The following is a 15412-nucleotide window of genomic DNA, read 5'->3' as shown; positions in this document are numbered from 1 at the left end:
TCTCTCTAGAGAAAGTACCGTTTTTGCTGTCTAAGCTGACATTCTACCTGTTATATGCGGATTTGTGTAGCTTAACAAATCAACGGATTCATTAATATTAAGCCTGTTTTACTATTTAGTTTCTTACCCTGACCTATTAGACAGCTAGAGTGTTGATTTCACTTTGTTCAATAGCTATTAGCCCTTATCGCTCCCATGCTGACCCATCACCGCAAGCCCGTGTGCTTATCACTTATTTCCACTGACCTACCAATCTGGTCTGTTGTTGAAACTGCCGGGACACTGTATCAAAAAGACACTGACCGGTTCCATTTGCTGTTAACTGCACCGCCCTTAATTAGCTGCGAAGTAGAAAGTGTCCTAAGTCCACAGGACACACTTCCCCAAAGTAAGAGCAAAGCTTACGTTCCTAACAGTCCCAGGATTTTGTGGCTGGAGATTTCCCCTTACCGGGTAATTATGACTATGCAAGGTAACGCTCAAGTGAGTTACCGTCACTTTTGGGAACAGGGCGTTTATGGGATTAGTCGCTATTGGTTGCCAACTGAGTCGTTGCAACCTAACAATCCTATTCGTTTACGAAATTTTACTAATAGCCTAACTCTCAACGGACATCCCTTGCCAGAACATTTGCGACTGGAATATGAATTGTGGGCAGAAAAAGTCCAACTAGGATGCTACATACTGAATTTGGAAATTAAACACTGATAACTGTGGGGAGATGAGGGAGCAGGGGAAGCAGGGGGAGAAAGAATAACTAATGTAATGTCCAATGCCCCATGCCCCATGCCCAATGCCCAATCTCTTTCAACCAAAATAACTGGGTTGGTTTCCAGGTTTCCATTTAATATTGCAACCAACACTCGGCTTTTGGTCGCTTGTAACAGGTTTACCCGCCAGCACTGCTTCAATGGCTGCGCGTAAATCTGCGCCCGTTACGGGTTTACCATTACTGGGGCGGCTGTCATCTAATTGTCCCCGATAAACAAGTTGGCGTTGGTCATCAAATACAAAAAAATCTGGTGTGCAAGCTGCTGTGTAAGCTTTTGCTGTTTCCTGACTCTCGTCGTAACATAAAGTAAAATTAAACCCTAGTTCTGTGGCAAATGCTTGTAACGACTCTGGCGCATCATCTGGGTAATTTTTTGCATCATTAGCACTAATGGCAACGATCGCTAAATCACTTGTAAAATAATCTTTTCCTAACTGCACTAATTCTTGTTGGACGTGCTTTACAAATGGGCAATGCCGACAAATAAACATTACCAACAGCGCTTTTTTCTCTGCAAAGGTAGAAAGTGAAGTTGCCTTTCCAGATACCACTTCCGGTAGATGAAAATCTGGTGCTTTTGTGCCTAGCGGCAACATAGTTGAAGCAGTTAAAGCCATAGTTCACCCTATATTTTTACGCTGATAACGGCTTTTGCTATCAGTATATTTTTACTCTAGCACTAATGTTTTCCATAAATTAAGAGACGGTAAATTTACCGTCTCTTACCATTTGTTGAGAGTTACGTTATGGGAGTCAGTTTTTACAGACTTGTCAAAACACCAACTATACCGTGTCCTGTCAGTACTTCTAAAGCTATCAGAGAGACAAAACCAATCATTGCTAAACGACCGTTGAGCAGTTCTGCGTAAGGAGTGAAGCCTGTGCGATCGCCTTGCTCATCTATATAAACCTTTGGCTCGATCGCAAAGTTGTTCAGCTTCCCTTGGTCATCAATTATAGCAGTGTTTGTACGCATGGATTTTTCCCTGTCTTCTCTGTTATGTAAATAAGTGTAACAAAGTTATTAATATTTGTAAAGCAAATGCGTTGATTTATGACGTATTGGCTGTGTGTTAAGTAAGCTTCCAAAGTCTGCCTTCGATCAAACGATTACCAATTTAGATTTACTGATATGATTATAGATCGTAAATTTTTCTACTTTTAGCATGACAAAAACGGGTCAGACAACCCAATTTGAGTACACAGCACTGCACAAGCCCAACCAGTTGATTTATGGAAATGGTCAAACAGCAGTGATTACAGGGTGGACGGTAAAGCAGGCGATCGCTAAACACCTGCAACCGCATGAGTATGCTGTAATTGGGCAGTTATACTCGCCTACAAGGGGAATAAATTTATTAATTCGCAATTTACTGTATAATCCCCATGTTAGATATTTAGTAGTTCTAAACGCTACTAAAGAAGACAAGAACGCAGGTGCATGTCAGTGTTTACTGGACTTTTTCCGCAATGGATTTAAAGAAGATAAAAGCGATACTGGACGGCGCTGTTGGAAAATTCGCTCTGACTCTAATATTGTTAGTTACATTGATATTGAAATCGATAAGAACACTCTAGAAAAATTGCGAGACTCTATAGAGTATGAAGAAGTCAAATTAATTACTGATGCAGTCGATCAAGTTAAATCCTATGCCGAACGGGAAGTAATTGAGCCTTGGGGTACACGGTTAAAGTTTGATATGTCAACTGTCGAATCAACTGTTTTACCTGGGCCACGCTACGGACACCGAATTGAAGGCAAGACTATAGCCGAAACTTGGGTAAAAATTATCCATCGCATTAGGACGACTGGCACAATTCGTCCTACGCTTCATGATGGACAATGGCAAGAACTAATTAACTTGATGGCAATTGTTACAGACGAGCCTGACGATTTCTATTTTCCAGAACCAAATTACTTGCCATTTGATCGCGCTTTTATTAAGCCTTATACCTCGGAAATATTAGATGATGTTTCTCAGAGTGAAGAAGGAGTCAAGTATACATATGGTCAACGTCTGCGGTCATGGTTTTCTAAAATTGACCAAATTAAAGAAGTAATCAAAAAACTTTCGGATAACATTGATTCAGCTAGGATAGTGATGTCTCTGTGGGATGTGCGTAATGACCTTCAGGGAAACGATAGTCCACCTTGCCTTAATCACATTTGGATACGAGTTGTTGATCAGGAACTATCTTTAACAGCAACTTTCCGCAGTAATGATATGTTTTCAGCGTGGCCAGCTAATGCTATGGGGCTAAGAGCTTTGCAAAAATATATTTGGGAAGCAGTTACTAAACAATCAACGCATCAACTAAAAATGGGACCATTAATTACTATTAGCCAAAGTGCCCATATTTATGATGATTGTTTTGAAAACGCTGACAAGCTGATTCAACATCAGTACTCCAAAATTTTTCAGCAAAAAGATTACGCTGATCCTTCAGGAAACTTTCTGATCAGTATACAGGATGGCACAATTCTGATAGAACACACAACGCCTGGATCTGGAGAAGTAGTTAATTGTTACTCAGGTAAATCTGCAAGTCTACTTTCTCGTCAAATAGCAGCGGATTGTCCGGGTTTGCAAGTTGAACATGCAATGTATTTGGGGACAGAGTTACAGAAAGCGGAAGTTGTTTTGTCAATGAGCCAAGGTTTAGTCTATGAACAAGACAAGCCGTTAAAAACCCATTTGATTCCAAAGTAGACTTTAACTACCTTTATTCAAGGTAATTATGTACATTAATCTTCGCTATTAAAAATATTTGTAATAATTACTAAAGCTGTTTGCGAGATGGCAACACCAACTCCTATTGTAGTTATAAATAACTCAGGTTTTTTCTTAAAAAATAAGTAACCTATAATCAAAGAACTTAGGATAATACCTAAAGAGGCAAGGAGTTGAAAAAAGTTTTCTGTTTTCTTTTTTTGCTTCTTTTTATCCCTTTCGATACTTTTTTCTTTGTCTCTTTCCAATTGTGATTTTCTAGCACCGGCCGAAAATTTTTTAAGTAAAATATCTTTTCTTCCAGATTTATGTCCAGATTCTTGTGTAGAAGCTGATCTATTTTCAAAAAATAGAACTGTACAAAATCGCTCTTTAAAATTTATCGTTATACTTTCTCTAGAGTGATTATGTACAGCTATTAAAAGCTGACCAGACCAATCAGGGTCGATGGTTGTAGATATAGGAGATAAACCTTTTGAAACTTGAGATACTTTAGATAATATTATTCCTGAAAATTTATGGTTTTTTGGCATTCTAATTTCTTCAAAAGTAGTAATTAGAGATGTATCTCCAGTTTCAATAATAACTGGAGAATCTATATTCACAATCATTTCTTCTCCTTTCGATGCAGAAGCATAACTATCACCTACTCTTAAGTCATATCCTATAGGTGTTAAACTATCTGGGGAAAATGGATTAATATAAATCTTGGGTTGGACATCGCTTTGATTCTGCCACTCTTGCGGAGTGTAGCATTTCATTATTTCCAAATCAGTATCTGTTAGCAATGACATACTTACCTCTTTAGTAAAAAATCTGTAAAAGCATACATTGTTAAAGGCTAGGAGATAAATTTAAGAGTGATGAAGGTAAAAATTATAAAACTGAATAAACTAGCGATTATTCCTAAATATGAATATTCAAATGATTCGGTTGAAGTTGAAGAAGTTGATAGCCTCACTCATGCATCTAGAGGCACGAGTGGTTTTGGCTCAACCGGAATTACTCCAAAATTATAATTTAGTATAAAATTATACTAAATACGAGCCAGAGTTACAATCTCTAGCTGATCCTGATATTTACCCTGACGTGCTTCGTAACTAATAGCGCATGGTTCGCCTTCTAAAAATAGTAATTGCACTACACCTTCATTAGCGTAGATGCGACAATCAGCGCTGGAAGAATTAGAAAACTCTAAAGTTAAATGACCCCGCCACGCAGCCTCAGCAGGCGTTAAATTTGCTATTATCCCACAACGTGCATAAGTACTTTTACCGATGCAAATCACTGTAATATTTTCAGGAACCTCCAGTTTTTCTAGAGCAACCCCAAGCCCATAGGAGTGAGCAGGTAAAATAAAGTAACTGCCATTGGCATCTGTGTGCAGTGCTGTTGGCTCCAGATTTTGGGGATTAAAGTTTTTGGGATCAACTACAGTTCCGGGAATGTGGCGAAAAATACGGAACTCAGCCGAAGAAAGGCGTATATCGTAGCCATAAGAAGACAGACCGTAGCTGATTACGGGTTGAACCGCTACAGACTCATCTTTTTGCACTTTTCGGATTAAACTTGACTCAAAGGGCGAAATCAAACCCTGTTGAGCCATTTCAGTAATCCAGATATCGTTTTTAATCACAATTTCACAGCTAATTCAAATCGAATTACTAGGATATCCTGAATTGAGTATTTTGTTTAAGGTCGATGACTCCGCCGGATTTCTGTAATTTGATCTGCCACACCCAAGAGAGATTTTGGCATCTCTGGCCCTGTGAAAATGATATCGACGTGGGGAGGGCGTTTTGCCAGAAACTCTAAAACTTCCGTTTCAGGAATTAAACCAAAGTTAATCGCTAAACTTAACTCATCTAAGACAACGAGAGAATACTTACTCTCACACACTACTTGTTGTGTATACTGCCACAGTTTTTGTAAAGCTTGATTCTCCGTATCTTCTAACTGGGGTGTATCGATACAACGAGGCAAATCACAGCGAATCCAATCTAAATTTTGTCCTAATTGTATGGGTCTTTCCTGTCCTTGACGAATACCCCCTTTGAGGAACTGCACTATTAATACTGGCGTTCCTTGTCCAGCTATTCTCAGTGATTGAGCTATAACGCTCGTAAAAAAGTTGCGATGGGAGCTAGTGAAAACTTGCACTAGTCCCTCAACTGGATATGGTAAGGTAAGGGTTGAATTGATACTTGGGCTTTCTAGCTGGCTAACCATAGGGTAAAGTTCAAAAAGTTACAATAAATTAAGGGTTTCTGCTGGCGGTACTTATTAGAAATTTGCCTGTATAATCAATCTGTTTTTCACAGGTTTGGTAGATTTGGCAAATTGCATTCTTAGTCAAACACTACGTTTGTGCTAAAGTCAAGAGTTATTTTCGTCTTTTCTGTGAAAGGAGTTGTAAAAATGAAAACATAAGAGTTAGAGTTCCAATTATTCAAAAAAGCTGGGTATAACGGCTGAAAATCGCTAAATGTGAGATTTCCCAGTTGTTTGGGTAAAACAGACTTAGCAAGTAGTGAATTTGACACGATGAGGAGTTAATTCTTGTGAGATTGGTGATTCTGGGAGGTTCAGGATCGGGGAAAAGCACTCAAGCACAAAAGCTTTGCAGATACTTTGATATTCCTTTGATTTCTACAGGTGAGATTTTACGGTCAGCAATATCTGGCGATCAGCCCCTGCCGGAATTTCGATGGTCAGAAGTCGATCCCCGGACTTCTCTTCCGGTTTACGCTAGCCTGAGTGAACTAGGCTACCACGCACGTCCCTACATCCAAAAAGGGGAGTTAGTTCCAGACGAAATGATCATTGAATTGATCCGAATTCGCCTCAGACAAGCAGATATTAACTGCGATTGGGTGTTAGAAGGCTATCCCCGTACTGCCTTTCAGTCTGAAGAATTAGATTTTTTCTTGGATGATTTCGGGCAAAAGCTAGATTGGGCAATTTATCTCCAAGTCCCAGAAGCTGTCATGGTTAACCGATCCTTGGGGCGATCGCTACCAGATGACCAACCCGAAATTGTCCAACGCCGTGTAGAATTATTCTACGATCGCACCATTCCAATACTTGAATATTACGACCGTCGTCGCTGCCTATTAACAATCAACGGGGATCAGTCACCAGAAATGGTGCAGCAAAATATTTTAACTCTGCTTTCACTTCCTTAAAAAAGAAGCAGGGCAGATAAATCAATTCAAAATTCAAAATTTAAAATTCAAAATCAAAGAATTTCTGCCTCCTCTTTCCCAATGCCCAATGCCCCTAAAATGATGATTTGCAACACTAAGGTAATCTTAAGGCAGTATTGTAAAACTTGAGGCAACTCCAATGGCTTGGCAGCGTCCTGACGGCCGTCTTCCTGACGAACTACGTCCGATCAGCTTTTACCCCAGTTTCACCAGCTTTGCCCCCGGTTCTGTTCTCGCAAAATGCGGTGATACTCAGGTACTTTGTACCGTTAGCGTTAATAAAGGAGTTCCGAAATTTCTTGAAGGAACTGGTAAAGGATGGTTAACTGCTGAGTACCGGATGTTACCATCTGCTACTCAAAAACGCCAAGAAAGGGAATTATTAAAATTATCTGGACGGACGCAAGAAATCCAACGTCTAATTGGACGCAGCTTACGTGCAGCAGTGGATTTTGAGGCACTGGGAGAACGCACGCTGACTGTGGATGCCGATGTATTGCAAGCAGACGCTGGAACTCGGACAACAGCGATTACAGGCTCGTTTGTGGCATTGGCTCATGCGATTTCTAAATTGTTGCACGAGGGCGTGTTGGAGCGATCGCCTCTGTGTGGACAGGTAGCAGCAGTTTCCGTAGGATTACTGGAGGGAGAGCCATTTTTGGATCTTAATTATCTCGAAGATTTGGCTGCAACAGTAGACTTTAATGTGGTAATGAATCAACACCTGGGAATCATTGAAGTCCAAGGAACAGCCGAAGAAGGCAGCTTTAGCCGCACTCAGTTGGATCAGCTGCTAGATGTCGCCCAAAAAGGAATTCAGGAATTGTTAATTGCCCAACGTCAAGCGATCGCTGACTGGGAAGCGTTATTTGTAATTAATTAGTTTTATTAATTTTTAATAAGAATTAATAAATGTATCCGATGTGGCGTTAATCAACGAAGTATCAAGTAACTGGGTGTAAATAAAAATAATCACGAGAGTACTTAGTACGACTGACTACTGAAAACTTACCGTAGAAGGTGATCAGGCGTCGTCTACGTTTTTGCAGCCTACCGAATCCATGATGTTAAATGTTTCAAAAGTTAAAAAGGGGGATTGCAATAAGTTCGGTATTGTATTGCTTGAAGCCAGCAATATGATGAAGCCATGAACAAAACCGTTGAAGTTTTACCGGATCAGCCAGCACTGATTGCACGAGCGCTAGAATTAATTCTGTCCAAGTTAGAAACTGCCATTGAGCAGCGTGGGCGGTTTACGATCGCCTTATCTGGCGGCAGTACACCTAAACCGTTATACGAAGCGATGCCAACGGCGGGCTACGCCGGAGCTAATCAAAAACTACCTTGGGATAAAATTCATATATTCTGGGGGGATGAGCGTTACGTACCAGCAGATCATCCCGATAGCAATGAACTGATGGCGCGGCGTGCGTGGCTAGATCGTGTTGACATCCCCGCAGCTAATATTCACCCCGTACCAACTTTAGAAGCTAATCCCGAACTGGCTGCTGCCAAGTATGAACAACAACTCAAAGAATTTTTCAATTCTTCTGGGGTCGAGTTTCCTTCGTTAGATGTAGTATTACTAGGAATGGGTGATGATGCACATACCGCATCTTTGTTTCCCCACACAGAGGCTCTGAAAGTAAGCGATCGCCTGGTTACTGTGGGTAACAAAGACGCAAACCCCCGGATAACTTTCACCTACCCCTTCATCAACTCTGCTCGCAGCGTGATTTTTGTGGTTGCTGGTGCTAATAAACGCCCAGCTTTGGCGCAAGTCTTTGCACCTGTAGCCGATGACTTCACTTACCCATCCCGCTTAATTCAGCCCCAAGGAGAACTTTGGTGGTTACTGGATGCAGCAGCAGGTTTGGAACTTCAACATTGAACTTGAGTATGGGGCAATTCAATTTTAGATTTTGGATTGACAATTTTGGATTAAATTAAGACTTACGCAAAACTACACGCGGTAGGGGCAATTCATGTAGCTTTAGCTGACCGCAGGGTATTGCTCCTACCTAAAAATCATTCTTTTGGGCTATTGTTTGCGTAAGTATTGTAAATTTCAATCTAAAATCCAAAATCTAAAATATAAAATTCTTACTTCCCTACTCTCTTTCCCCACGTAAGAGTGTCCAATTCATCGTTCCATCACCAGTAATTGCTAGAATTTAAAGCTAAGGCCGCCCTCTGCTTGCCAGTCCTACCTATATTTATGATGATCTTGAATAAAGGCTAAATATCGATGATCGTCTGCCCTAATTGCAATCATCCCAACCCTGATGGCGCTGTCCAGTGTGAAGCTTGCTATACACCGTTACCCGCGACTACTAACTGTCCCAGTTGTGGGGCAACTGTGCAGGCAGATGCTGCATTCTGCGGTCAGTGTGGCTATAACCTACACTCCGCAGGAGTTCCACACGTTCCTACTGCGGTAGCTGCAACAGTTACTCCTGATATTCCTGTGGAAGTACCGCCGTTAGTTTCACCCGATCCATTGTTAGAACTTTTACAACCAGATGCCTTGGGAATGAGCGAATCTACTAACTCACATCCTCCCAGTTCATCTTTACCACCAACAGAGATGGCAGTTGCCCCAGCCGCTCCACCACAGGTATCTGTTATAGAAAGCAGCCCCCCAGAACCAGCGCCAACCGTCCCCGCTCAACCGATAGTCTTTGAAAAAAGTATTCCTACTCCACCACCTTTGGAATCAGCGCCAGCCTCTGAAGCCGAAGTAAAAGAGCCAGCACCAGCACCAACTGCTGCCAGAACGCAATTACAGCAGGTTACAGCGCGGTTAATCCATGTTCAAAGCGATCAGTTAATTGAATTGCCGCAAAATGTCTCTGTGATTCATATCGGCAAGCCCAATGATCGGATTCCCCCAGATATAGATGTTTCAGGATTTTCCAATTCAGAAATTGTTTCGCGGATTCATGCAGATATTCGTGTCGAGGGAGACGCTTACTATGTAGAGGATGTGGGAAGTTCTAATGGCACTTACATTAATAATTCGCCGCTATTACCGGGGAATCGTCACCGCTTGCGTCCAGGCGATCGCATTAGCTTGGGTAAAGGAGATTTGATGACATTCCTGTTTCAACTTGCTTAACTGATTCTCGATCAATTGTGATTCTCATCAGTTTAAGCATTGCTCATCCTCCAGCATCCATTTTGGAGGATCAACAAATTAACCGCATCAGACAAGCGACGGATAACTATGTTCTTCTTGATAGCCCCATAGTTTAAAGCCGTCGCTTTGAGGTGTGAATTGTTGCATTCAGCAACTCCACTACCTTAATAATTACATTAGGATATATGAAAATACACTGCCAATTTTAGATTTTTAATTTTCGATTGAAAGGATAATCTAAAATCTAAAATCCAAAATTGAATGTACCCCGATTAATTCGTGGGGATAATCTAAAATCTAAAATCCGAAGTCTAAAAGCGAAAATAGAGTGACCGATGAGGGAACCAAGCAAAAATTTTCAACCCTTGCTTACCAGAGAAGCCCCGCTAGTTGTTGAACGCATGGGGCTAACCTGGCTAATTGCAGCCGCGATCGCAACTGCTTTACTGTGGCAACTACCAGGAGGAGATTATATCTTATACCCATTTACGATCCTGGCAACCTGGTTTCATGAAATGGGTCACGGCTTAATGGCACTCCTATTAGGGGGACAGTTTGAGAAATTAGAGATTTTTAGCAATGGTTCCGGTGTCGCAACTTATGGCATCCAGTCGTCATTGGGACCAATTGTACCGGCAATCATCGCCGCAGCAGGACCAATGGGCCCACCTATTGCTGGTGCAGCTTTAATTCTGGCTTCCCGGAGTTTTAGAGCAGCAACCCTCTGTTTAAAAATATTAGGGAGTTTTTTGCTATTTTCGACATTAATTTGGGTACGTTCCTGGTTTGGATTGCTGGAAATTCCCTTGCTAGGTTTAATCATCTTGGGTATCGCCCTGAAAGCACCTCGTTGGGCACAAGGGTTTGTGATTCAATTTTTGGGTGTACAAGCTTGTGTAAGTACGTACCATCAACTTGATTATCTATTTAGTCAGTCTGCTGGTTCCCTTGGACTTTCTGATACAGCGCAAATGCAACGGTATTTGCTTTTACCTTACTGGTTTTGGGGCGGGTTAATGGCGATCGCATCTCTGGTGATTTTAGTCCAAAGTCTCCGCGTTGCCTATCGTTCAAAATGAATATGCGCGATCGCCATCTTGCAATCACGAATTCAACGCTCAGTACCTTGATTGCTGAATTAGGTACAGAATGCCTGAAAGTACAAGCCTTAGTTAACCAGTTACAGTTACCTAGTTTAACTGCAAACCAACAAGCTGAAATTCTCGCAGAACTCCTAGCTGCTGCGGTTCATCTACATAATCATTGTGACGAAGATTTTCAGATGCTAATTACTGAGGAAATGGAAAATTTGCCTGATGATTAGGATTGACTGGTGATTTTGCGTACATGAATTTGCAGATTGGCGTTGGTATAGCGATCGCCAACCATTACTTAAACTGGCAGTTGAGCGCGAATTTCATTTGGACAAGAACGACCCTTTTCAATATCAGCAATATTAGCAAAAGTTGTTTCTGCAATATTGTGCAGAGCTTCTGCTGTAAAAAAGGCTTGATGTCCAGTAATGAGTACATTGGGGAACGTTGTCAGACGCTGAAAAATATCATCCTGAATAATTTCGCCAGACAAATCCTCAAAGAACAATTCCGATTCTTGTTCGTAGACATCCACACCAAGATAGCCAATTTTACCAGATTTCAATCCCTCAATCACTGCTTGAGTATCAATCAGCGCTCCCCGACTAGTGTTAATTAGCATTACGCCTGCCTTGATCTGTTTTATAGTCTCAGTGTTGATCAAGTGATGCGTTTCGGTAGTCAGGGGACAATGTAGGGAGATAATATCAGAGTTGGCAAATAGCTCAGGTAGTTCTACATACTTTCCACCTAGCGCCTCCAATTCTGGATTACGATAAACGTCATAGGCGAGTAGGTGACAGCCAAACCCTTTCATAATCTGTCCTAAAATCAGACCGATTTTGCCGGTGCCGATAATTCCGACTGTGCGCTCATGCAAATTAAATCCCAATAGTCCATCTATGGAAAAATTGCCTTCTCGGACACGGTTATAGGCACGATGAATTTTGCGATTCAAGCTTAAAATCAATCCCACGGCATGTTCTGCTACCCCATAGGGTGAATAGGCGGGAACGCGAACAACCGTAATTCCTAAGTCTGCTGCGGCTTGTAAGTCTACATTGTTAAACCCTGCACAGCGAAGGACAACCAGCCGAGTTCCCCGTGAGGCCAGAAGCTCTAAAGTTAGGGCATCAACCTGATCATGTACAAATACGCAAACCGCCGGAAATCCGGCGGCGAGGATAGCTGTATCCCGATTTAAACGGGGTTCAAAAAACACTAACTCGTGTTGGGTGGGAGAATTTATAGCTGACAAAAACTGCCGATCATAGGCTTTTGTACTGAAGACTGCTACTTTCATGCAAAACCTCAAACTGTATGCTGCACAATGTTCGACTACATAATATCTCAGCAGTTAGAGAAGCGATGTCTACAGCGATCTGTTCGGTGACACACCTTTGAACATTGTCAGTCTTAGGGCTAGAAACAGTAAGCTAATTCTTCCCCAAAGCTATCCATCTATGGAGTGTTTCTCAATACCTGAATTATGAATTATGAATTATTCAGTCATGAATTGATAACTGCCAGAGTTGGATTTGATAACAGAGATGGCGATCAAAAATGCTGCGTGCTGCTAAACCCTCGACAATCGGCTTTTCCAGCCAGCGTTTGAAGGCTAAACGACCGAGTGCGTGTATTGGTGGGACTGCGATCGCTACAACATCAGCGATATATTTCATCGTAGTCAGTCCAAAAGTACGAAAGTTCTCAAGACACAAGTCAATCGTTGGCGCAATTTGGCTCGAGATGTCCTCACTCTTAATTAACTTAAATCCAGCCTGCTCCAAGGCTTCCTGAAGCTCGCTAGCGACATGACAATTAGAAAAAATGCCCTCTCGATATCCAGCATCAGAGCGCATCATATCCGCAAGCAATAGATAGCCACCACTATTTAATACCCGAGCTGCACCCTGAGCCAAATCGTTAGCAGCAATATATTGGCTGCTTTCACTGAACAGAACTAGATCATAGGAGTGTGAGGTGTGAAAATCTTCAAATCTGGTTAAGTAGAAAGGTACTTGAGAGTTGGTATTCTTGATAAACTTCTCTTGTTGGATTGCATCGGGTGCTAATCCCTCAACGCCAAAACCGCGATCGCACAAATATGCGGCGTTACCACCAATCCCACAGCCGACGTCAAGCACAGTTTTTGTACCCTCTGGAATGAAACTGAAAAGCTTGACTGCATAAGCAACTTGCGCCGCACGCATCCCAGTTATGGTCAATTCCTCACCGGGAGTCGGCACTGGCTCCCAATACCCATAATGAAGATAGGGGGAATTTGTCATTCCCATGTAATAATCTATCGCCGCATTTTGGTAGCGAGTTGGTTTGGGAATGTTGATTGATTTTGATTTAAGCATTGATCAATAAAGTAAGTTTTAGGGTATTATACTTGGTTGAAATTATTCCCAACCTTTGCAAACTTGTTCGTAACAATCGGGCGGAGTAATTTTTAGTTCTGTCACAAACTAGGTAATTACAGTAACCACGATGATCTGAAATATCTTGGGTTGGGCGTTGGCGTTCCCGAAGTATTCCGTTACGCAGATAAAGCGATAATGTTATAGTAGTATAGGGAATATGCTAAGATTTTCCTTACTTCACGGCATTTGAATCTAGAATATATAGTCAAATGTCTGAGTAAATAGCTGGAGAGGTGTCCGAGTGGTTGATGGTGACGCACTCGAAATGCGTTTTGGGGAAACTCAACGGGGGTTCGAATCCCCCCCTCTCCGTTCAAAAATATTTCCGAATGTCAACCAAAATCTTAAATTGACTAATTATTGTCATCCTGGGGATTTTCCTTGGATTGCTGATCATTTTGCGGTTGACTATTAGGCAGTGAATTTTGCTTTTCCAGTGTTGGTACTACTACAGGAGAAGGATCTGACCGTTTGGATTCCGTTGGTGGTACTGCTGGTATGACCACAGAATTTGACGGCTTTACAGGTTGGGGGGAGGTAGAATCTTGACTAGAAGCGGGTAAGTTATTTTGGGGCAATGGTGCGGGGGAGGCTTTACGAGATGACCGGATTGCCCGTAATTTTTCCACTAGCGAGGGTGTGGGGGAAACGCTAGATGAAGGTGTGGATTGTTCGGAATCGCCGCGTTGCAATTCTCCTCTAGGGCTGCGGGTGGAAGATTCTTCTGGGGAAGAACGACGATTGCGCCTGCGTTGCTTGGAATTATAGACAGGTGCTGATTCGGTTCTGGAAGTGGTGTTAGTTTCTTCACCCGGAGGTGAAGATGTCTTATCGAAGCTAGGCACTTTCGCGGGTGGTTCTGGAGTCGGCTGTTCAAAAAGCGGCTTTGCATTTGGTTGCGGCTGAGATTTGGGTAACATACTCGTGATTCCAAAACCTGCTGTAGCAGCAACTAGGGCTACACCTATACCAATAAATACCTTAGATGACCCCAGCTTTTTAGGGAGTACAGTTTCCTTGGCGATGCGTGCGGGGGGCTGCGCCAACGCAGCTGGTCTATGAATAGGATTTTGGGCAGTTTTCCCAATTAAAGTTACTGCTTGCTGGGCAGATACATTAACAGTTGGCACTGCGTAAGTGGCTAAAGCTTGCGGTGTCACATTCCCCGTATTTCCAGGTAGTAGTTCTAACCACTCAGCAACTGTGGCTGGGCGAAAACGAGATTCCACCGCCATCCCGCGCATTACCGCCTGGTTGACAGCAGCACTCAAGTGTGGTTGTAGTTCGCGGGGGGAAGACATTTGCTCGCGATCGCGCAATAATGCTGGTATAGGAACTTGGGCAGTCAACAGTGAATATAAGGTTGCTGCTAAACCATAAACATCCGTGGCGGGTGTGCGCGGCGCTTGCGTCAGATACTGCTCAATTGGAGAATAGCCCTCCGAAACCAGACCTGTGTGAGTCTGCCTGACACCGCCATTAAATTCCCTGGCAATGCCAAAATCAATCAATACTACTTCCTGCGTTCCTTGGCGTTGGATAATATTATCTGGTTTGACATCCCGGTGCAGCAAACCATTATTATGTACTACCTGCAAGGCTGCCCCAATTTGCCGGATGTAATGAATTGCTGTGGCTTCTGGCATTGGTATTCCTGGTAATACAAATGCGTCTCCCAAGGTTTCGCCACGAATGTATTCCATCACCATGTAAGGCAGTCCAGCTTCCACAAAAAAGTCACTAACTCGGACTATATTTGGGTGGATACACGTAGCTAATCTTCTGGCTTCATCTTGGAATTGACGCTCGAATTTTGCAAAATCAGGATGTTGTCGCAGCCGTTCATTGATGGTTTTCATCACCACCTCCTGACCCAAGTAGTGATGGGTAGCTTTAAATGTAATGCCAAAGCCACCCCGCCCTATTTCTTGGATTAGGGTATATTTTCCATCTTGCAAAATTGTGCCTGCTAACATAGAGAGTCCTGAGTCTTGAATGAGCAGATAACTAGCGAGTTTTGAGTCTTTAAGAGATTTCCAA

17 protein-coding genes and 1 tRNA gene are annotated in these 15412 nt (G+C 42.4%); 10 read left to right on the top strand and 8 right to left on the bottom strand.

The genetic code is table 11. The features are described from left to right. Positions 1-195: 195 nt before the first annotated feature. Positions 196-708, top strand: coding sequence for a hypothetical protein (locus HWQ38_RS07355; protein WP_292791780.1), 513 nt, complete (start codon positions 196-198; stop codon positions 706-708). A 99-nt stretch (positions 709-807) separates the two neighbouring features. Here HWQ38_RS07355 and HWQ38_RS07350 read toward each other — a convergent pair whose 3' ends face one another. Together HWQ38_RS07350 and HWQ38_RS07345 are read right to left on the bottom strand one after the other, a co-directional pair. Next, positions 808-1389 carry a thioredoxin family protein gene (locus tag HWQ38_RS07350; protein WP_292791778.1) on the bottom strand — a complete coding sequence of 194 codons (582 nt, stop codon included), beginning with the start codon at positions 1387-1389 and terminating at the stop codon, positions 808-810. Between the two features lie 143 nt (positions 1390-1532). Further along, positions 1533-1748 carry a chlorophyll a/b-binding protein gene (locus HWQ38_RS07345; protein ID WP_292791775.1) on the bottom strand — a complete coding sequence of 72 codons (216 nt, stop codon included), beginning with the start codon at positions 1746-1748 and terminating at the stop codon, positions 1533-1535. 190 nt (positions 1749-1938) lie between these two features. Here HWQ38_RS07345 and HWQ38_RS07340 point away from each other — a divergent pair, with 190 nt between their 5' ends. Further along, complete coding sequence (locus HWQ38_RS07340; protein WP_292791772.1) at positions 1939-3483, top strand: thymidylate synthase; 1545 nt, start codon at positions 1939-1941, stop codon at positions 3481-3483. Positions 3484-3518: 35 nt separating this feature from the next. Here HWQ38_RS07340 and HWQ38_RS07335 read toward each other — a convergent pair whose 3' ends face one another. After that, the gene (locus HWQ38_RS07335) at positions 3519-4298 is read right to left on the bottom strand and encodes a hypothetical protein (protein WP_292791769.1); all 780 of its coding nucleotides are present in this window, start codon (positions 4296-4298) and stop codon (positions 3519-3521) included. Positions 4299-4367: 69 nt separating this feature from the next. Between HWQ38_RS07335 and HWQ38_RS07330 the strand changes: the two genes are divergently transcribed. Then, entirely contained in the window at positions 4368-4523 is a 156-nt protein-coding gene (locus HWQ38_RS07330) for a hypothetical protein (protein ID WP_292791766.1), read from the top strand. A 17-nt stretch (positions 4524-4540) separates the two neighbouring features. Here HWQ38_RS07330 and dcd read toward each other — a convergent pair whose 3' ends face one another. Beyond that, positions 4541-5110 (bottom strand): dCTP deaminase, encoded by a 570-nt coding sequence (gene dcd / locus HWQ38_RS07325; RefSeq protein WP_292791860.1) that lies wholly within the window; start codon positions 5108-5110, stop codon positions 4541-4543. An 86-nt stretch (positions 5111-5196) separates the two neighbouring features. Beyond that, entirely contained in the window at positions 5197-5733 is a 537-nt protein-coding gene (locus HWQ38_RS07320) for a P-loop NTPase family protein (protein WP_292791764.1), read from the bottom strand. Between the two features lie 332 nt (positions 5734-6065). Here HWQ38_RS07320 and HWQ38_RS07315 point away from each other — a divergent pair, with 332 nt between their 5' ends. From HWQ38_RS07315 to HWQ38_RS07290, 6 genes are all read left to right on the top strand, one after another. Continuing rightward, the gene (locus tag HWQ38_RS07315) at positions 6066-6689 is read left to right on the top strand and encodes a nucleoside monophosphate kinase (protein WP_292791761.1); all 624 of its coding nucleotides are present in this window, start codon (positions 6066-6068) and stop codon (positions 6687-6689) included. Positions 6690-6849: 160 nt separating this feature from the next. Further along, the gene (gene rph, locus HWQ38_RS07310) at positions 6850-7593 is read left to right on the top strand and encodes a ribonuclease PH (protein WP_292791758.1); all 744 of its coding nucleotides are present in this window, start codon (positions 6850-6852) and stop codon (positions 7591-7593) included. A 264-nt stretch (positions 7594-7857) separates the two neighbouring features. Beyond that, positions 7858-8601: a 6-phosphogluconolactonase gene (gene pgl / locus HWQ38_RS07305; protein WP_292791755.1), complete on the top strand. Its 744-nt coding sequence runs from the start codon at positions 7858-7860 to the stop codon at positions 8599-8601. A gap of 357 nt (positions 8602-8958) precedes the next feature. After that, entirely contained in the window at positions 8959-9828 is an 870-nt protein-coding gene (locus HWQ38_RS07300; RefSeq protein WP_292791752.1) for an FHA domain-containing protein, read from the top strand. Positions 9829-10184: 356 nt separating this feature from the next. After that, positions 10185-10928, top strand: coding sequence for a M50 family metallopeptidase (locus HWQ38_RS07295; protein WP_292791749.1), 744 nt, complete (start codon positions 10185-10187; stop codon positions 10926-10928). Beyond that, on the top strand, positions 10925-11173 hold the full coding sequence (locus HWQ38_RS07290; RefSeq protein WP_292791746.1) for a hypothetical protein: 249 nt from the start codon (positions 10925-10927) through the stop codon (positions 11171-11173). Before HWQ38_RS07295 ends, HWQ38_RS07290 begins: the two co-directional genes overlap by 4 nt. Positions 11174-11241: 68 nt before the next feature. Here the strand turns inward: HWQ38_RS07290 and HWQ38_RS07285 are convergent, their stop codons facing one another. Then, on the bottom strand, positions 11242-12246 hold the full coding sequence (locus HWQ38_RS07285; RefSeq protein ID WP_292791743.1) for a 2-hydroxyacid dehydrogenase: 1005 nt from the start codon (positions 12244-12246) through the stop codon (positions 11242-11244). A gap of 202 nt (positions 12247-12448) precedes the next feature. Next, the gene (locus HWQ38_RS07280) at positions 12449-13309 is read right to left on the bottom strand and encodes a class I SAM-dependent methyltransferase (protein WP_292791740.1); all 861 of its coding nucleotides are present in this window, start codon (positions 13307-13309) and stop codon (positions 12449-12451) included. 290 nt (positions 13310-13599) lie between these two features. On the opposite strand from HWQ38_RS07280, the gene HWQ38_RS07275 reads away from it, so the two are divergent. Continuing rightward, positions 13600-13684: transfer RNA gene (locus tag HWQ38_RS07275), tRNA-Ser, on the top strand. Positions 13685-13725: 41 nt separating this feature from the next. Here the strand turns inward: HWQ38_RS07275 and HWQ38_RS07270 are convergent. Then, positions 13726-15348 (bottom strand): serine/threonine protein kinase, encoded by a 1623-nt coding sequence (locus HWQ38_RS07270; RefSeq protein WP_292791737.1) that lies wholly within the window; start codon positions 15346-15348, stop codon positions 13726-13728. Positions 15349-15412: the final 64 nt, after the last annotated feature.

The organism is Nostoc sp. NMS7, assembly GCF_017115085.1.
Lineage (GTDB): Bacteria > Cyanobacteriota > Cyanobacteriia > Cyanobacteriales > Nostocaceae > Nostoc.
The sequence above is the reverse complement of the archived record's forward strand: the minus strand, read 5'-3'. Positions and strand labels throughout refer to the sequence as shown.